At 32.6% G+C, this 18,168-nt stretch carries 16 protein-coding genes; 11 read left to right on the forward strand and 5 right to left on the reverse strand.

All coding sequences use genetic code 11. From position 1 onward, the window contains the following. Positions 1-373 precede the first annotated feature (373 nt). Positions 374-2,200: an endonuclease/exonuclease/phosphatase family protein gene (locus BK821_RS03050; protein ID WP_371261087.1), complete on the forward strand. Its 1,827-nt coding sequence runs from the start codon at positions 374-376 to the stop codon at positions 2,198-2,200. 66 nt (positions 2,201-2,266) lie between these two features. Here the strand turns inward: BK821_RS03050 and BK821_RS03055 are convergent, their stop codons facing one another. Both BK821_RS03055 and BK821_RS03060 read right to left on the reverse strand, forming a co-directional pair. Beyond that, complete coding sequence (locus tag BK821_RS03055) at positions 2,267-3,082, reverse strand: CPBP family intramembrane glutamic endopeptidase (RefSeq protein ID WP_046837607.1); 816 nt, start codon at positions 3,080-3,082, stop codon at positions 2,267-2,269. 77 nt (positions 3,083-3,159) lie between these two features. Next, complete coding sequence (locus BK821_RS03060) at positions 3,160-4,047, reverse strand: LysR family transcriptional regulator (protein ID WP_046837608.1); 888 nt, start codon at positions 4,045-4,047, stop codon at positions 3,160-3,162. 104 nt (positions 4,048-4,151) lie between these two features. Here BK821_RS03060 and BK821_RS03065 point away from each other — a divergent pair, with 104 nt between their 5' ends. Both BK821_RS03065 and BK821_RS03070 read left to right on the forward strand, forming a co-directional pair. Beyond that, positions 4,152-5,156 (forward strand): ketopantoate reductase family protein, encoded by a 1,005-nt coding sequence (locus tag BK821_RS03065; RefSeq protein WP_046837609.1) that lies wholly within the window; start codon positions 4,152-4,154, stop codon positions 5,154-5,156. A gap of 6 nt (positions 5,157-5,162) precedes the next feature. Then, on the forward strand, positions 5,163-5,906 hold the full coding sequence (locus tag BK821_RS03070; protein ID WP_177165121.1) for an acetoacetate decarboxylase: 744 nt from the start codon (positions 5,163-5,165) through the stop codon (positions 5,904-5,906). Positions 5,907-6,223: 317 nt separating this feature from the next. On the opposite strand, the gene BK821_RS03075 is transcribed toward BK821_RS03070, so the two are convergent. The 3 genes from BK821_RS03075 to BK821_RS03085 form a co-directional block, all read right to left on the reverse strand. Beyond that, complete coding sequence (locus tag BK821_RS03075) at positions 6,224-6,778, reverse strand: TetR/AcrR family transcriptional regulator (RefSeq protein ID WP_046837675.1); 555 nt, start codon at positions 6,776-6,778, stop codon at positions 6,224-6,226. Positions 6,779-6,938: 160 nt separating this feature from the next. After that, entirely contained in the window at positions 6,939-8,696 is a 1,758-nt protein-coding gene (locus tag BK821_RS03080; protein WP_371261079.1) for a solute:sodium symporter family transporter, read from the reverse strand. A 199-nt stretch (positions 8,697-8,895) separates the two neighbouring features. Continuing rightward, positions 8,896-10,164: an LLM class flavin-dependent oxidoreductase gene (locus tag BK821_RS03085; protein WP_046837676.1), complete on the reverse strand. Its 1,269-nt coding sequence runs from the start codon at positions 10,162-10,164 to the stop codon at positions 8,896-8,898. A gap of 319 nt (positions 10,165-10,483) precedes the next feature. Here BK821_RS03085 and BK821_RS13585 point away from each other — a divergent pair, with 319 nt between their 5' ends. The 8 genes from BK821_RS13585 (at position 10,484) to BK821_RS13430 (ending at position 18,168) form a co-directional block, all read left to right on the forward strand. Beyond that, complete coding sequence (locus tag BK821_RS13585; RefSeq protein WP_256121772.1) at positions 10,484-10,615, forward strand: hypothetical protein; 132 nt, start codon at positions 10,484-10,486, stop codon at positions 10,613-10,615. Between the two features lie 311 nt (positions 10,616-10,926). Next, a complete protein-coding gene (locus BK821_RS03090; RefSeq protein WP_046837612.1) occupies positions 10,927-12,240 on the forward strand; it encodes a YjiH family protein in 1,314 nt (437 codons plus the stop codon). Positions 12,241-12,597: 357 nt separating this feature from the next. Continuing rightward, the gene (locus tag BK821_RS03095; RefSeq protein WP_046837613.1) at positions 12,598-14,703 is read left to right on the forward strand and encodes a BglG family transcription antiterminator; all 2,106 of its coding nucleotides are present in this window, start codon (positions 12,598-12,600) and stop codon (positions 14,701-14,703) included. 19 nt (positions 14,704-14,722) lie between these two features. Then, on the forward strand, positions 14,723-15,190 hold the full coding sequence (locus tag BK821_RS03100) for a PTS sugar transporter subunit IIA (RefSeq protein WP_071331159.1): 468 nt from the start codon (positions 14,723-14,725) through the stop codon (positions 15,188-15,190). Positions 15,191-15,263: 73 nt separating this feature from the next. After that, on the forward strand, positions 15,264-15,542 hold the full coding sequence (locus tag BK821_RS03105; protein ID WP_046837615.1) for a PTS sugar transporter subunit IIB: 279 nt from the start codon (positions 15,264-15,266) through the stop codon (positions 15,540-15,542). A gap of 112 nt (positions 15,543-15,654) precedes the next feature. Beyond that, complete coding sequence (locus BK821_RS03110) at positions 15,655-16,914, forward strand: PTS galactitol transporter subunit IIC (protein WP_069824428.1); 1,260 nt, start codon at positions 15,655-15,657, stop codon at positions 16,912-16,914. Between the two features lie 20 nt (positions 16,915-16,934). Continuing rightward, positions 16,935-17,966 (forward strand): zinc-binding dehydrogenase, encoded by a 1,032-nt coding sequence (locus BK821_RS03115; RefSeq protein ID WP_071331160.1) that lies wholly within the window; start codon positions 16,935-16,937, stop codon positions 17,964-17,966. Positions 17,967-18,018: 52 nt separating this feature from the next. Continuing rightward, on the forward strand, positions 18,019-18,168 hold the full coding sequence (locus BK821_RS13430) for a hypothetical protein (protein ID WP_169746242.1): 150 nt from the start codon (positions 18,019-18,021) through the stop codon (positions 18,166-18,168).

The raw sequence follows: 18,168 nt of genomic DNA on the forward strand, positions 1-18,168 counted from the left end.
CTTAATTCAGCCTATGCATTGATTAAAACATCGTTTAATATTTCCGAGGAAATATTATGATATACTAAAGAATCACCTCCATCAGTAGACCCTGAAAGGAAGTATTTTTTCATCTTAATAACTTATTCTAATTATATATCTATCAACCATAAAATTTAATTATAATAAACTAAAGACCATAATAACCTTTATTTTCTATTATCGTCATAACATTGTTTTAAATTTCATATAAATTTACCTTATCTTAATATTCCCATCTAATTACCTTTGGTACAATATATTAAAGTTTAAATTTTAAGGGGGAGTTATTTTGAAAAAACTTACATGCTCGATTATTGCATCTATAGCTTTGATGTTATTGGTACCGAATACAATGCACGCAAAAGCTAATCATAGTTCGACTACGACAAAGGAAGCCGGAATGAAAAATGTATCTATTCATGATATTCAAGGAGAAGGATATCAATCACCTTACGACAATAAGAAGGTCAATAATATAGAGGGAATAGTGACTTATAAATATAAATTAAATGGAGCTAATTATTTACATATCCAAACACCTGATAGTAAAAAGGATGATAATCTGAATACCTCAGAAGGGCTAATTGTCTATATGGGGAACCAAGACTATAATGCTAAAGTTGGTGATGCTATAAAAGTTACTGGCACCGTAGATGAATATCATATCGATGGTTATAGCGACAAAAGTAAGACTGACTTACCTGTAACTCAAATCAACGCACGCGATGATAAAGGCGGTAATATTTCAATTGAATCCCACAACCAAAAGCTGCCAAAACCTTATGTCATTGATAAAGTACCAAATAAAATTTCAGCAAATGATCAATTCCAAACATTTGACCGTAATCACTACGCCATTGACTTTTGGGAATCTTTAGAAGGTATGCGTGTCCAAATTGGTGATGTCAGAAGTGTTGCACCTCAGGAACACGGGGAAGTCTTTACTGTGAGCGATGACCAACCGCATGAAACAAATAATGGCGGTATCCGATTAAAAGAGAACAATCAACATGGCGAACGTATCCCACTCAAAATATATGACAATAAAGCAGCACGTGATTTTGATGTAGCTACTGGTGATAAATTTAAAGGCCCAATCATTGGTTATGTAAATTATGGATATCAAAACTATAAATTGAATGTGGATTTTGATGCAATAAAGAAAGCTCATATTAAAGGTGATACTAAACCAAAAGCAACTTCTCTAGAGCCAAGCCAACAAAAACTCAATGTCGCTTCATATAATCTAGAAAATTTCTCAAATAATGCTACTTCTACCACAGACGATAAAGCACAAAAAATAGCAAAAGGTATTACAGAAAATATGAAGAATCCTGATATTATTGGCGTTACAGAAGTACAAGATAACGACGGCCCTAAAGAAGGTGGCCCTAAAGCGAATGAATCTTATGAACGTTTAATTCATAAAATTGAAGAATCTGGTGGTCCAAAGTATAAATACGCCAATATCGACCCTGACATGAATGAAGATGGTGGGCAGCCCAACGCAAATATTCGTGTTGGTTATCTATACAATCCGAAGCGAGTCCAATTTGATAAATCTATTAAATCTGGAGATGCCGATACTGCTGTATCTTATGAAGATGGCAACTTGACATTAAATCCTGGACGTATCGATCCGAACAACCCTGCTTTTGATGATTCTAGAAAACCTTTAGCAGCTCAATTTAAATTTCATGGAGAACAAGTTATTATGTTAGCTAATCATTGGAATTCTAAAAATGGCGATACGCCGATGTTCGGTAGTCAACAACCACCAGTGTTAAAAAGTGAGAACCAACGTGTTGAAATTGCTAAAGCAGTGGGCCATTTCATCGAGCAAGTTCATAAAGACAACCCTGATGCGAATATCATATCTGTAGGTGACTATAACGATTTCCCTTGGTCAAAACCACTGAAAACATTAGAAAGTTATAATATGACAAATATGATTAACAGTGTGCCCCTAAAATCGCGTTATTCATACAACTATCAAGGTAATGCTCAAACACTAGATCATGTACTCGTATCAAATAATCTAGCTGAATTTACAAAATTAGACGCCGTGCATGTAAACAGTGATTTTACTGATATGTCCGGTCGTGCAAGTGACCATGATCCTTTAGTTGCAACAATAGATTTGAAACAAGCCAATCAAAATGCTAAGAACAAAAAATAATAATAAATAAAAAGTGAAGTGGCTATAAAGTTGCTTCACTTTTTATTATTTTAGAATTTTGATTTATTAAATAGCTTTTCTTCTATGTATAATCAGTAATATTAAAATAACCATACTGTATCCAACGGTTGATATAATAGAAGACTCTATGCCAAATTCTCCACCTGTTAATAGGATACTTTGATTATGTAAAATATACTGGAAGGGTTGGTCGTTACTTGCCTTCCCACTAATGAATAGAAGCTGACTTATGTTCCACAGGAAATGCAAAGTAATACTCGCCCAAATAGTGTTAAATATATATGTCGCCATGCCAAACATTAGACCTACTAACGTACCACTTATCAATAGCATACAAAAACTAATTGTATTTAATCCACCATTAAGTAGATGAATAAGAGCAAAAAATAGTGCAGAAGAAACCACAGCTATGTATATGTTAGTTTTCTTTTCAACATATCCCATAAGTAACCCCCTACACACCATTTCCTCAACGATTGCTGCCGCAAAACCGTTCACAAATATAGCCCAAAAGATATTCCTTAAATAATCCTGTGAAAACTCCAATCTTTGTATTAAAAATTCTCCTGGTACAAAAATGACATAAGTACTATAGACCACAATTGGTAACATGAATCCTAATATCACATATATTTTATTAAAACGAGGTAAAGTAATACGATATGATTCTAACACACCGCTTAATACTCTAGTTACAACAAACTTCACTGCAACGTATGCGAAGATAACGTACATAAAGGCAAAAAAGATAGTACCTCTCAAAAAAGGAATTAGACTATCAAATAGCTGAGCTATGCCCTGCGCAATTCCCATAATCACTAAAGATAGCATAAACATTCCAATTATTTTTAAATATTTCATAAAATTCACCTTGTTCTTATATATTATATAAAAATTAAAATACAATTACATACCTAAAATTATGTATACTCAATCCATCAATCAGCAAGATAAAATGCTTGGTTTTGTTTAAAATAAGTTTCAATAAATTGATACATATCAAAATTTGCCTTACCTAACTCTACGTTTTTTATCGAAGATAAGTAGATTGAAGTCTGGATAATTAATTCATCATCATTAATATATGGTAAGTTAAGTTTTTTACACATACTAACTGGCATAAATGCAAAGTATTGTCTTTGTTTTGCTATAGAAGTGATAAATGCATCATCTATATAATTGACATTATTAATTGTAAGATTCATTTCCAGAACCTTATTTTTCGCTAAATTATTATAATCCTCATTATGAGAAGGAAAGACAAATGTTTTATATACATTATCATTATATAAAAAATCAATTGTTTGTTCACTATCAAACTGCTTAGGATAAGTAATGACAATATCTTCATCGATAATAGCTCTACATTCAATATCTGGATGTTGGATTCGCATCATACTCAGTGCAAATTGAATATTATAGTTTAGTAACTTTTCAATTATTTGTCCCATCGTTTCAATTCCACAATTAAACATATATTGTGGATTACGGACTATATAATCATCAAATATATAAGAAATCAATCTACTATGCGAAGATGCAAAATTTATCGTATTCTGTTTACTGTGCTCATTTTTATAAATTAAATCCCCTGCTTTGCTTAATTCATACATAATATTATCTACTGATTTTAATAAAATGTATCCATTGTCAGTTAAAAATATATTTCTTCCTTTTTTATAGAATAATTTAGTATTCAATTCTTGCTCTAATTTTTTTATCATCATACTCAATGCAGGCTGACTAATATTAAGTTCGTGGGCAGCTTTAGTATAATTCAAATGTTCCGCTACATATTTAAAGTACTTTAAATGCAATAATTCCAAAAAATCCCCTACCTTTATATAAGTTTCTATTTATATAACTATCAATAATATGTATTAGTATATATGTATCGTTGATTATATAGTAGTCATCGAGGTGATATTTAATGAATATAGCAGTTTATGGATGTGGTTCATTAGGCACAATAATAGGTGCTTATTTATCAACAACGGAACATAGCGTAGATCTTATTGATACATATGATGCACATATCGACACACTAAATAAAGAAGGTGCAACTGTAGAAGGCACAACAGATTTCCACATAAACGTTCACGCGTTAAAACCAGAAGAAATTACGAAGACCTATGATTTAATTCTTTTATTAACAAAACAAACTTATAATTCAACTGTATTACCAATGATAAAAAATATATTAAAAACAGACGGTGTCCTATTATCGTTACAAAATGGTGTACCTGAAGAATTGATTCAGCAGCATATACCTAAAAAAAATATCATTGCAGGAGCAGTTGAATTTGGCGCCACTTTCAAAAGTCCTGGTGTGTCAGCGTTAACAACTGACTTCACAGCCTTTAAAAATTACGCCCTACAAATTGGTGAGTTGAATGGTGAAATAACGCTTAGGCTAAAAACAATAAAAACTATATTAGATAGTATCGGAAACACACATTTATCCGACAATTTACTGGGAACGAAATGGTCTAAATTATTGATAAATAGTGCTTTCAGCGGTCTCTCCGCTGCTTTAAATTGCACATATGGAGATGTATTAAAACACCCTTTAGCATTTAAAATTGCAATGATTATTCTAGATGAGGGCATTAAAGTAGGACATGCCAATCATATAAAATTTGCACATATGGCTAACCATCCCATAGATAATTTCGAAAATCATAATGCCCCTGAAAAGCTAAATTCCTTCATGCAACCTAGTAAAAATTTAGAAGCAAGTATGTTACAAGATTTAAGAAAACAGCGACAGACTGAAATTAATAATATCAATGGATTAATTGTAGAAATTGGGGAAAAAGTAAAAATACCTACACCTTTTAATCAGAAAATCGTTGATATTGTAACCACAGCATCTCAAACCAATCAACTTCCCGAATTTGAAAAATCTTTAAAGAGTTTATTACAAAATGTATAGAGGTGAATCACTTTGAGAAAAGAAGATGTAAATAATATCATTACTACACCAATAAATGCACCAGCATTTCCACCAATCAATCCTTTTTTTAAAAACAGAGAATTTGTACAAGTGTTATATGAAACTGACATAGATGCTTTAAAGGCAGTTGTTCCTGAACCGTTAAAAGTAATAAGTAATTTAATTAAATTTGAAGTAATTAATATGCCTGATAGCACAGGACTAGGGGCTTATCTTGAGGCAGGTCAAGTCATCCCAGTTGAATATAATGGTGAAGAGGGAGAATTCTATTTAAGTATGTACGTCAATAACCAAGCAGCCATTACTTCAGGTCGTGAAATTGCTGCCTATCCTAAAAAAGCCGGTCAACCTAACCTATACACCGATAACGATGTCGTTGTTGGTACTCTAGATTATGGATCATTACGTGTGGCTCAGATGACCATGGGTTATAAATACTTCCCCATAGACAAACAAGAGGCTCAACATATTATATCTAAACCTCAATTTATGTTAAAACAAGTACGCGATTATGATGGAAATCTCGAAAAAAGTGAACTAACACGTAGTCAAATCACAAATCTAGAAATCAAAGAAGCCTACCGTTCACCCGCAAGACTCCAATTATTTGAACACGTTATGGCACCATTAGCAGACTTTCCCGTTCATAAAATCGTAGATGGACAACACATCATTACCGATTTATACTTAGATCGACCAAAACCTATATTCAACTATTTAAGTAACTAGCTCTCAAAAATAGAGTTATTTGAATTTATGTTAAAACGTCATAGTTAATATCATTCAAAAATGAAAAACGTTTTGGGCTGTAATTCCTACTCGTTATTAGACTACGCGAACAATAACGTCAGACAACCCGAAGGCTGACTTTGTATCAAATCAGTATTTTCGCCTTTATTATCCTTTCAAGTTAAAAGCCAAGCTAACGGGATTCAAACCTTTAGCTTGGCTATATTGATACCTACGCTTCTCGTAATTCATCATTACATGGTGTTAAAATTGTAAACATTACAATAAAAATAAGCGATGATAAATCATCGCTTATGCTATACATTGAATTTGATTAAATCCCAAGTCATCTCAAATCTCAAGTCATAGTCTGGCTGGTTCCAAGTGTCTTTAAACATAGGCAGAGTAAATGTCGAAAAGGCCGAAAGAATCACTTCTGGTTTATATAAATTACTGTCATCATAACCCATTTTTTGTTGTATACGTATAAAACACGGTTTTAAAATTTCTTGTAATATAAAAGGATCTTTTTCAACATACCGAGTGTTTAAATCAAACATTAAACGATTTGTTTGATATGCCGCCTTTTTAGCATTAACGAATGCCCAAAGATAATCATGTAACCATTGCTGTTTATCTTCATAATCATCATCATTGATATCAATATGATTAATAATATATGTTTCAAACCAGTCCGCACAAACAGCAATCCATAAGTCCTTTTTATTTTCAAAATGTTTATATATTGCTGCGTGTGTAATATGCAATGATGTAGCAATTTTTGAGAGAGAAATTTCGGATTTTTGCGTTTCCTGAATCAATGTATGTGCTGTATCAATAATTAAACGTCGAGTTATTTTCTTTTTTTCCATAATAATCATATTATCATATATTACTAAAATATAAAGCGGTGTTACTTTATGAAATCTATCCAACTTAATAACTATAATAAACATTTAGATATTCATTTGTAATATCATAAAAAATCCACTCACTTATTATTGTAGGAAGTGAGTAGATTATCAAAAATATTTAAACAAGCTGTTTTTCTATCTTTTCATTAGTATATATTTCTTCATTAATACTTCTTTTATACTGCTGTTTTATAAGTAAATTATATTTTTCACTCCAATGTTTTAAAGCAAAATAATAACAGATTGTGACTATCACAATTAACAAGAAAGTTACTGGCCAGAACCAGAAAGATACAATATTATGTTGTGAAGCTAGGCCAATTGGAGAAAATAAAATGTATGTGAATACTATTGTGCCGAGTAAAATCACTGTGACAGGCAGAGTATATTTCCAAGGCGTCATATCGACTTTAGGATTGGATTTAAAAGTAAATGGACTCTTTAATGGATTTATCCATCCAATTATCAGCATCACTAAAATTTCTACTACAAACATTAATCCTTGAATGTAAATAAAATTTATAGAAAATTCAATATGAAACAACATCGGCAATCCCCAAATCATTAAATAATACACAACTACATGTGAAATAATGATGATTTTGGGAGCTATTGCAGGAACTTTTTTTGAAAAAATACCAATTAATACAATTGCTATAATAGGTATATTAAAAAATCCCGTAAATTCACGGATAATAGTCCATAAACCTTTAGGTGCATTGATTAACATTGGTGAAATAAAAAATGTCACTAAAGCTAAAATAACTCCAAACCATTGGCTTACATGTATCATTTGTCTATCGCTTGCATTTTTATTTATCATAACTTTATAAATATCATATACAAACAACGTTGAAGCACTATTTAACAATGCATTAAAACTAGAAAACACTGCTCCTAATAATACTGCAAGAAAAAAACCGTTTAAGAATGTAGGGAAAATATCTTTGATTAATGTAGGATAGGCTAAATCCATATTTTTCAACCCTGCGCCATATAAATGAAATGCAATGACGCCAGGAATCATCATTAAAAACGGTACGAGTACTTTAAGAAAACCTGTAAATAACGCTCCTTTTTGACCTTCAGCCAAACTTTTAGCACCTAACGTTCTTTGTATAACATATTGATTTGTTCCCCAATAAAACAAATTTGCAAATATAATACCAGTAAAAATTGTTCCAAATGGCACATCATCTTTACTAGAACCGATGGCATTCAGTTTTTCTGGGTGTACTGTCGCAATTGTCTTCATACCTTCAAGCAAACTCCCATGACCAAGCGTAATAAATCCAAGTATGGGTACTAAAATACCAACTATTAGTAAACCAATACCATTTAAAGTGTCTGATATTGCTATAGCTTTCAAACCACCTAAAATTGCATACAAAGTTCCAACTATTCCAATAACCCAAACGATAATCCATATAGATTGTTCAAACGTTATTCCAAACATTTTAGGTATATCAAATATTTGTAACACAGCTATAGAGCCTGAATAGAGTACAGAAGGTATCGTTATTAGTCCATAACCTACCATGAATAATAAAACGACTAAAAATCGTGTCTGCTGATCAAAACGATGATTAATAAATTCTGGAAGTGTTGTAAACGCACCGCCCAAATATTTAGGAAGTAAAATAGTTGCTAGAATAATAATAGAAATACCAGCAGTTACTTCCCACCCCATACTCGATAGATTATTCTTATAACCTTGACCATTTAAACCAATTAATTGTTCAGCAGATAAATTAGTTAAAATTAGAGCTCCCGCAATAAAACTACCGTTTAACCCTCTTCCTCCTAAAAAAAATCCACCTGAACTACTTATTGTATTTTTAGTTTTATAATAAGAATACCAAGCTACTAAACCCATAAAAAATGCACATGATATTAACGTGAACGCTATATACATTATAATTTCCAACCCCTTTTGAAATTATTAAGATGATATTGCTATATTTAATTAAATCTATCGCTCGAAAAAATGAAAGAAAATTCTGACAAATTATTATATGAAATCCCCTTATGCAAATGAACTATAAATAATGAACATTGATTTATCGCGCTATGCGCTATATTAAGCCTAATTTTTCACGTAATGTTCCATTGTTATATTTGTTTTGAACCAATCCTTTATCCTGCAAAATCGGAATGACTTCTTTAACAAACAATTCGAATTGCGTTGGGTTTAACGGTGGCATAATATTAAATCCATCTGCAGCACCTTTTATAAACCATTCCTCCATTCTATCTGCTACATCTTGAGCTGTTCCAATGACTATATGGTGCCCTCTTCCACCAGCAACATATTTCATTACATCTTCTAAAGTTAAGTGATGCTTTTGTGCTGTTTCTTTAATAAGATCTACTCGGCTTTGTATACTATTACTGCCTTCGAGCACTATATTGTCAAAGGGTGTAGTTAAATCATAGTGACTCAAATCAATATCCCCTAAATAGTGAGATAATAATTCTAACCCTATTTCTGGTACTATCAAATCTTGTAATTCTTGATAATTAGCATTTGCCTTTGCTCGAGTTTCCCCAATCACTGGAAAAATACCTGGCATGATTAAAACGTCTTGTTGCGAAGCTCTTTTTTGTTTCACTTGTTTTTTTAAATCTTTTGCAAATGTAACTGCATCATCAATATCGTTTTGAGCAGTAAAAACAACTTCTGCATGTTTTGAAGCAAATTCGATTCCTTTTTTAGAAGAACCCGCTTGAACAAGTAACGGTCGTATTTGTGGTGATTGCTCTATATTTAGAGGTCCTTTAACACTATAAAATTGGCCTACATAGTTAATTGGTTCAGGCCTTTGAGTGTTAATGAATTCTGCGTTTGATTGGCTTATATTTTTCCAAGAATCCCACAATTTCACTGTTACATCTAGAAATTCATCTGCTTGATGATACCTTAAATCATGTTCCATAGTAGTTGTTTTGCTAAAGTTTTTAGCAGCATCACTAACACCAGATGTAACAATATTCCATCCTGCCCTTCCATTACTCAAATGATCTAATGAGGACAAACTTCTAGCTAGATGAAACGGTTCTGAAAAGGAAGTAGATGCTGTAACCACCAATCCTAAATGTTGTGTTTCCATAGCAATAATTGGCATTAAAGTAAACGGTTCAAAACGTGTTACTGCATCTGGATGTGTTTTTTTATCAAGATACAAATTATCTGAAATAAATAAAAAATCAAATTTAGCTTTTTCCGCAATTTTTGCTTGTTCGATAATTTCTTTGAAATTCATTCCTCCATTTTTTTGTGTATTTGGATGTCTATAACTTGCTATATGATGCCCATAACCAGTTAAAAAATAGCCTAATGTCATTCGCTTCAACCTAATCCCTCCAACATCAATTTATTCCGATTGTTTTAGTAAGGATTATGTTATCACTGTGTTAAAATTTAGTCAATTTATTATATAAATTAAAAATAAAACTAATTTTTGAATTTTTGAAACAAAGTGCGAACACACCCAAATGTAAAATTCATTACATATCATTAATATTTAGAGACAAAAATAAAAGAAAAACATATGGAAATTGAATTCGTTACTCTCCTTTAATATTACTCAGTAAATAAAATATGTTTAACTTTTGCTATCAGTGGAATGACATTAATATAACTTTTAAAAGGAGGCATTTATTATGAGTAAATTTGATGAATTCAAAGATCAAGCAGAAGATAAAGCCAACGAAATTAAAAATGACGATGAAAAAAAAGATGAGCTAAAAGATCAAGCGCAAGATAAAGCGAAAGATTTAAAAGATAAATTTTAAGATATAAAATCAACAAACCCAACGGTGAACATATTCACCGTTGGGTTTTTATTTACATATGATCACTAATTTAGCTAAAAATAAATGGACATCCCATAAAAATTTTCACCCTTATAGTTTAAAACTATAAATAATTAACTTTTTTATATTGGTTGTTTACATTTTACCCCTATACAATAAATAATAATAAGTTATCTGAAAAATTCATTTATGAAGGCAAAGTCTTACATGTTTTTGTATAAGGGATGATACAAACATGCTTTGAAGACGCTAAAATAAGATTTCTTAATTCAAAAATTTAGGGTGATATTATGAATAAGGGGTATGTTCAATCACAACATCGCAATATTAAATGGAGATTTTTTGTTTTTAGTTTTATCGGTATTTTATGCTTTTTCGTACCAATTCAAATTAATGGCACAAGTTCTATTATAGTAGATCACGTTCACCTAGCCATTCGCGCTCTATTCGGTGGATTCATGCAATATATCGCGCTAGCTATGATTTTAGCAGGTGCTATTTTACCTTTGATAAGACAAAGTTATAAAAAGTCAATTGCTGATTTTGTCATCATTGTATTTAAAGTACTTGGTGCAGTGATTGGTATCATGTATGTCTTTAAAATAGGTCCTACACTGTTATTTAAAAAGGACTACGGTCCGTTTCTATTTGATCAATTAATGTTGCCATTAAGTGTACTTATTCCTGTTGGTGCCATAGCACTATCTTTACTTATTAGCTATGGTCTACTTGAATTTGTCGGTGTATTCATGGAACCAGTAATGCGTCCCATATTTAAGACACCAGGAAAATCTGCGGTAGATGCCGTCGCCTCATTTGTGGGTAGTTATTCTTTGGGGCTATTAATTACAAATAGAGTATATAAAGAAGGTCTTTATAACAAAAGAGAGGCTACTATCATTGCCACTGGTTTCTCTACGGTTTCAGCCACATTTATGATTATCGTTGCAAATACACTTGGCTTAATGCCACATTGGAATTTATATTTCTGGGGTACGTTAGTGATTACATTTGTCGTAACTGCTATTACAGCATGGTTGCCGCCCATTGTAAATGAGTCAACAGACTATTATAATAATCAAAAAGGTGAAGCCGATGTAGAAATTGTGGGTAGCCGATTAAAAACAGCATATGCCGAAGCTTTAAAAAAGAATGCCACTACACCTTCTTTAGCTAAAAATGTGTGGGGAAATTTAAAAGATGGCTTAGAAATGACTATCGCAATCTTACCTTCTATTCTATCTATTGGTTTCTTGGGGTTACTATTAGCAAACTTTACACCCATAATAGACTGGATGAGCTATATATTCTATCCATTTATTTATATATTCCCAACACCAGACCAAGCATTACTTGCCAAGGCATCCGCAATATCAATTATCGAAATGTTCTTACCATCATTACTCGTTGCAAAAGCAGCGCTAAGTACAAAATTCATCGTTGGCGTTGTCAGCGTCTCTGCCATCATTTTCTTTTCAGCATTAGTCCCGTGTATCTTAGCTACAGAAATCAAGATACCAGTTTGGAAGCTAATCGTAATTTGGTTCTTAAGAGTAGTGCTCACATTATTAATTACCATACCATTGAGTCTTTTGATTTTTTAAATAAACTTAAGAAATTCTATGACTTTTTATCAAGATTATGTATCATATTTATGAATATAAATAAACACTTGAATGTTGCATCTTAAAATCAAGATATCTAATACACACACGCATATTCTGAGGTTCCCCCAAATTTGGACTTAACAATCTAACTTTTGGGGATATTTTTATGTCTAAATACTATCAACTTGAATTTAAAAATAATTATAGTCAATCATATATCACTAGAATGCTTAAATAAAAAGTCATTGTACAAGTATTAGCCTAAATGCGTAGGTTAGCGTTTCTTTCATCATCATCACAGCGTTGTACATTATATACAAAAACATTTGTGTCTAACAGTTGTACAACTCTTTGATGACCTGTGCTAAATTAGATTCAACAACAAAGGAGGGAGTTAATATACAAACAGAAAACTTTAATATCATTACTGAAATGATTAAAAACCCCAATGTTAAAGGGAAAGACTTAGAAACGATGTTCAAGATTTCGCGAAGACAGCTTGGCTATCGTATCCAAAAAATTAATGATTGGTTAGTAGAACAAAATTGCCCGCCAATCGAACGTACGAGTCAAGGTTTCTTCATAGTTGATGATATGATTAAAAATTTTCTTAATGTATCCACAACATCTCTCCAACAGGAAAATGAGCAGGTATATACTGCTTACCAACGCGCGCACCTCATTTTGCTGATGTTGTTAAGGGAAGATGAAATGTTATCATTAAATCATTTTGCAATAGATTTAAAAGTGAGTAAGAATACCATATTAAATGATTTGAAAAAACTAAAATCATTACTGACACCTTATGAAATTAGCCTGAAATATTCACGACAGGAGGGATATTATCTCAAGGGTAATGAATTTGAAATCAGAAAACTTTTAACCAATTTAATTGATAGAATCTTTACTTTAAATATCACTCAAGATGATATTTTGCGAAATTTAAAATTAAAAGAAAAAAAACTTCATATCATTGATGATCAAATTAACAAAATTGAACAATATTTAGAGAATAAGTTTATTGATCAAAGTACAGAAACATTGCGCTATAAACTGTATTTCATTATAAGAAGAATTCAACATGGCAAAATCATTTCACCTTTTTCAATTGGTTACGATGATCTATCTGACACTGAGGAATATCAAGCGACTGAAATTTTAACATCAAACTATCCTGATATACCTCGACAAGAGAAATTATTTATTACCTTGCAACTTTTATCTACAAGTGTGCAATGGTCAGAATTAAATGATGCTAAGTATTTACCATCATTACAATTAGCGTTGGAAGCTATGATTAATCAATTCGAGAAACTCACTTTTATTACATTTGAAGACCGGCACACTTTAATCAATCAACTAATGTTTCATATGAAGCCAGCTTTTTACAGGATCAAATATGACTTATCTGATATCGAAAGTTTACAGAATACTCTGAAAGATGATTACAAAGAACTATTTCATTTAGTTAAATTATCTTCTAAACCTATGGAACAGTTCTTTCAACGTCCTTTACCCGATAATGAAATTGCTTATTTAACAATACTTATCGGTGGCACTTTAAGAAGACAAAACGAAGATATCGATAAAAAAGTAAAAGCAGTAGTCGTATGCACACAAGGAACCTCCATTTCTCAATTAATGTTACAAGAACTACGAAATGTGTTTCCAGAATTTATATTTTTAGATGCACTTTCACTACGTGAGTTTAATCACTATACACTAGATTTTGATGTTGTGTTCTCGCCCATGCAAGTCATGACACATAAAAGGCTGTATATTACTAAAGCAATATTAACCGCACAAGAAAAACAAGATCTCCGACAACACGTGTTGGGTCAACTCAATCATACTTTCGAAACAGACATATACGCTGAAAAAATGCTAGCTATCATACGTGAGCATGCTCACATTCATAACGAACAAGTATTGTTACGAGAAATTAAAAATCAATTTGATGATATTCATGCATATGCTTCAATAACATCATCATCTATTTCGTTAAATGGTAATTTGAATTTACAAGATTTATTGCCAATACACCATATCCAGTTTGCGCAGTGCATTTCAGATATGGAAGTAGCAATACGTTTAGCAGCCGAACCACTTTTGACACAACAATATATAGATGCTAACTACATTGATTCAATGATTAAATCCTTTGACGAAACTTATATGGTTATTCACCAAAATATTGCTATACCTCATGCTGAGAATGAACAAAATGTAAATAGAACAGCTATGAGTATGTTGGTATTAGAAGAACCCTTAACACTCAGTACTGGGTTTGACGTTCATATCTTTGTAGTTATCGCAGCAACAGATAAATTCAAACATTTAAGACCCCTATTACAATTACGAGATTTAGCACAAGACCATAAAAGCATTCAAAGTATCATACAATCTGAATCGAAATCACAAATTTTTGAGACGATTAAGACGTTCTCAAATATAGATTAAAGCAAAGGGGTTATGTCATATGCAAGGTTTAAAGATAGATGCCTCAAATATCATTCTTAATTTAGAGGCTAGAACAAGCGATGCAGCATTGAGTGAATTAGCTGAATTAATGTATAGCAATGGCTATGTAAAGGCATCTTATAAAGATGCAGTTATCGCAAGAGAAAAGTCATTTGCTACTGGGTTACCCACTGTGTATTGTTCTGTGGCTATTCCACACACAGATATTGAGCATGTAGAAGCTAAATCCATAGGTGTCGCCGTACTTAAAGATACTGTCCCATTCGTCATTATGGGAGAAGTTAAAGAGACAACTGACGTCAAATTGATATTTATGCTTGCGATGGATAAAGAAGATGCGCAATTATCATTATTACAAAAATTAATGGGCATTTTTCAAAACGATCAATTACTCAAAACAATCGTAAATGCCAAAACACGCAATGAAATCGCACAAGTTATAGAACAAGAGTTAGCTGAAACGTAAATATTTATTCACTAAACATTTAACAGGATGAGCAATTCAAAGATGGAATGCTCAAAATTAGGAGGAATTTATTATGAAACAAGTATTAGTCGCATGTGGTGCAGGTATTGCAACGTCAACGGTAGTTAATAGCGCAATCGAAGAAATGGCAAAAGAACATAATATTAAAGTAGATTTAAAGCAAATCAAAATATCGGAAGTCAGTGCTTACGTAGATACTGCAGATTTATTAGTCACAACAGCTATGACACAAAAAGAATATGATTTCCCTGTCATTAACGCTCGTAATTTCTTAACAGGCATCGGCGTTGAAGATACTAAAAAAGAAATTCTAGATGTATTAAAAAGCTAATTTAAATGAAATCAACAGTTGGGATAAATATCATAAAAGAAGTTCATTCATTAGAAAATGGCATCTTTATTTATTCCAACATCACTTTATATTAAAGAGGATGGTGTAAGGGATGGGTAGATTTGTAGATTTTATACAAGCATTTCTAGATTTAGGGGCAACCGTTATTCTTCCAATCGTCATATTTATACTTGGATTATTTTTCAGACAAAAAATAGGTTCTGCCTTTAGATCTGGTTTGACGATTGGTGTCGCATTTGTAGGTATTTTCTTAGTTATTGATTTATTAGTAAATAATTTAGGTCCCGCTGCACAAGCCATGGTTAAAAACTTAGGGGTAAGTCTAAATGTGATTGATGTCGGTTGGCCAGCAACTTCTTCTATTGCATGGGCTTCAGTCATTGCAGCCTTTATTATCCCCTTAGGTATCATTATTAATATTGCTATGCTATTAACGAAGACGACCCGCACGATGAACGTAGATATATGGAACTTTTGGCATTATACGTTTTGTGGTGCGATGGTCTACGCTGTATCTGGCAGCCTGTGGCAATCTTTAGTTGCTGCAGTTATATTCCAAATCGTCTGTTTAAAAGTAGCAGATTGGACTGCACCAATGATGAGCAAATTCTATGATTTGCCAGGTGTTTCTATTGCTACTGGTAGTACAATTTCTTATGTCCCTGGTATCTTTCTAGTTCAGGGATTACAAAAAATTCCTGGTATCAATAAATTGAATGCAGATCCAGAAACAATTCAAAAACGTTTTGGTGCATTTGGAGAGTCTATCTTTGTTGGCTTAGTACTTGGTTTAGCAATTGGTATATTAGCAGGCTATAACGTAGGAGACGTTATTAATCTGGGTATGTCGATGGCTGCAGTAATGGTATTAATGCCTCGTATGGTTAAGATTCTTATGGAAGGACTTATGCCTGTCTCAGAATCTGCCCGTACATGGTTAAACAAACGCTTTGGAGATCGTGAGATTTATATTGGTCTAGATGCTGCAGTAGCATTAGGACATCCTGCAGTAATCGCTACTGCACTAATTTTAGTACCTATTACTGTATTATTAGCAGTGATTTTACCTGGTAACCAAGTATTACCGTTTGGTGATTTAGCCACGATTCCATTTATTATAGCGTTCATCGTTGGTGCTGCGCGTGGTAATATCATACACTCTGTTATTGTCGGTACCATCATGATTGCGATTTCCTTATATATTGCAACAGATGTAGCACCAATTTTCACAAGTATGGCAGATGGTACGAAAGTCAAAATGCCTTCTGGAGCCGCTCAAATTTCAAGTCTTGACCAAGGTGGTAACATCTTGAATTATATTATTTTCAAATTCTTTAGTTTATTTAATTAATATATAGGAGCTGACTTTACATGAAAGCACTTGTAAAAACTGAATTAGGATTCGGAAACTTAGCATTATTAGATAGAGAAATCCCCTCTCCTACTGCAGATGAAGTCAAAATCAAAGTTCATTATGCCGGTATTTGTGGTACTGATATTCATACTTACGAAGGACATTATAAAGTAAATGTTCCTGTTACACTGGGCCATGAATTTTCAGGAGAAGTTGTAGACATAGGGGCAAATGTCACAAACTTCAAAATTGGTGATCGCGTTACATCTGAAACGACATATTATATATGTGGTGAATGCCAGTACTGTCAAAGTGGAGATTATAATTTATGTAACTATCGAAAAGGCTTAGGCACTCAGCAAAATGGTGGATTTACGCAATACTTAGTAGCACGTGCAGCGAGTGTTCACCATCTACCCGATAACGTTTCTTATAAGGCAGCAGCAATGACAGAACCTTTAGCATGTGCGCATCACGCTGTCTCTAAAATAGAAATAAAACCCGATGATGTCGCTGTAATTATGGGTCCTGGGCCTATCGGATTACTTGTAGCTCAAGTCGTTAAAAGTAAAGGGGCTAAAGTAATTATCACAGGATTAGATGCTGATAAAGCAAGATTAGATAAAGCTACTGAGCTTAATTTAGACCATGTTGTAAACATTCAAAAAACAGATTTAAAAGCGTATGTAAATGAGCTTACTGATGGCAACGGTGCCGATATTGTCTTAGAATGTTCTGGCGCTGTACCTGCAGCCAAACAAGGGCTTGATATCTTACGTAAAAAAGGGTTATATGTGCAAGTTGGCATTTTTAAAGAACCTGAAATTCCTTTCAGTTTAGAAAAAATCGTGCAAAAAGAAATACGTGTAGTAGGAAGTAGAAGCCAAAAGCCCGCTGATTGGGAACCATCACTTCAGTTATTAAGTAATGGAGATGTTGACGCTGAAGCACTGATCACCAATGAACTTGATATTTCACAATGGGATGAAGGTTACAAGCATATTAAGGATGGTGCAGGCATTAAAGTACTACTCCGCCCCGTTAATTAATCTGGTTCATTACATTTCATTTTAAAATTCAAATGATAAGGAGATAGTCATTATGGTAGAAATGATGTTAGATTTTATGCTTGGGCCAATGAGAGGAATTACTGACTTTTATATGGATCATTTGCTTTATTGTAATGCAGTTGTATTTTTAGGCTATTTTGGCGCTAAATTATTTAAAAAAAGAAAAGTTGTTTCCGAATAA

Source organism: Staphylococcus sp. LCT-H4 (genome assembly GCF_001866145.1).
In the GTDB taxonomy this organism is placed as follows: domain Bacteria; phylum Bacillota; class Bacilli; order Staphylococcales; family Staphylococcaceae; genus Staphylococcus; species Staphylococcus succinus.

Bases quoted from the DNA above. Each gene is read 5' to 3' on its own strand.
- BK821_RS13585 (WP_256121772.1), top strand. From the start codon at position 10,484: ATGAGTAAATTTGATGAATTCAAAGATCAAGCAGAAGATAAAGCCAAC.
- BK821_RS13430 (WP_169746242.1), top strand. From the start codon at position 18,019: ATGGTAGAAATGATGTTAGATTTTATGCTTGGGCCAATGAGAGGAATT.
- BK821_RS03075 (WP_046837675.1), bottom strand. From the start codon at position 6,778: ATGGAAAAAAAGAAAATAACTCGACGTTTAATTATTGATACAGCACAT.
- BK821_RS03080 (WP_371261079.1), bottom strand. From the start codon at position 8,696: ATGGGTTTAGTAGCTTGGTATTCTTATTATAAAACTAAAAATACAATA.
- BK821_RS03050 (WP_371261087.1), top strand. From the start codon at position 374: ATGCACGCAAAAGCTAATCATAGTTCGACTACGACAAAGGAAGCCGGA.
- BK821_RS03115 (WP_071331160.1), top strand. From the start codon at position 16,935: ATGAAAGCACTTGTAAAAACTGAATTAGGATTCGGAAACTTAGCATTA.
- BK821_RS03065 (WP_046837609.1), top strand. From the start codon at position 4,152: ATGAATATAGCAGTTTATGGATGTGGTTCATTAGGCACAATAATAGGT.
- BK821_RS03055 (WP_046837607.1), bottom strand. From the start codon at position 3,082: ATGAAATATTTAAAAATAATTGGAATGTTTATGCTATCTTTAGTGATT.
- BK821_RS03105 (WP_046837615.1), top strand. From the start codon at position 15,264: ATGAAACAAGTATTAGTCGCATGTGGTGCAGGTATTGCAACGTCAACG.
- BK821_RS03100 (WP_071331159.1), top strand. From the start codon at position 14,723: ATGCAAGGTTTAAAGATAGATGCCTCAAATATCATTCTTAATTTAGAG.
- BK821_RS03085 (WP_046837676.1), bottom strand. From the start codon at position 10,164: ATGACATTAGGCTATTTTTTAACTGGTTATGGGCATCATATAGCAAGT.
- BK821_RS03095 (WP_046837613.1), top strand. From the start codon at position 12,598: ATGACCTGTGCTAAATTAGATTCAACAACAAAGGAGGGAGTTAATATA.
- BK821_RS03090 (WP_046837612.1), top strand. From the start codon at position 10,927: ATGAATAAGGGGTATGTTCAATCACAACATCGCAATATTAAATGGAGA.
- BK821_RS03110 (WP_069824428.1), top strand. From the start codon at position 15,655: ATGGGTAGATTTGTAGATTTTATACAAGCATTTCTAGATTTAGGGGCA.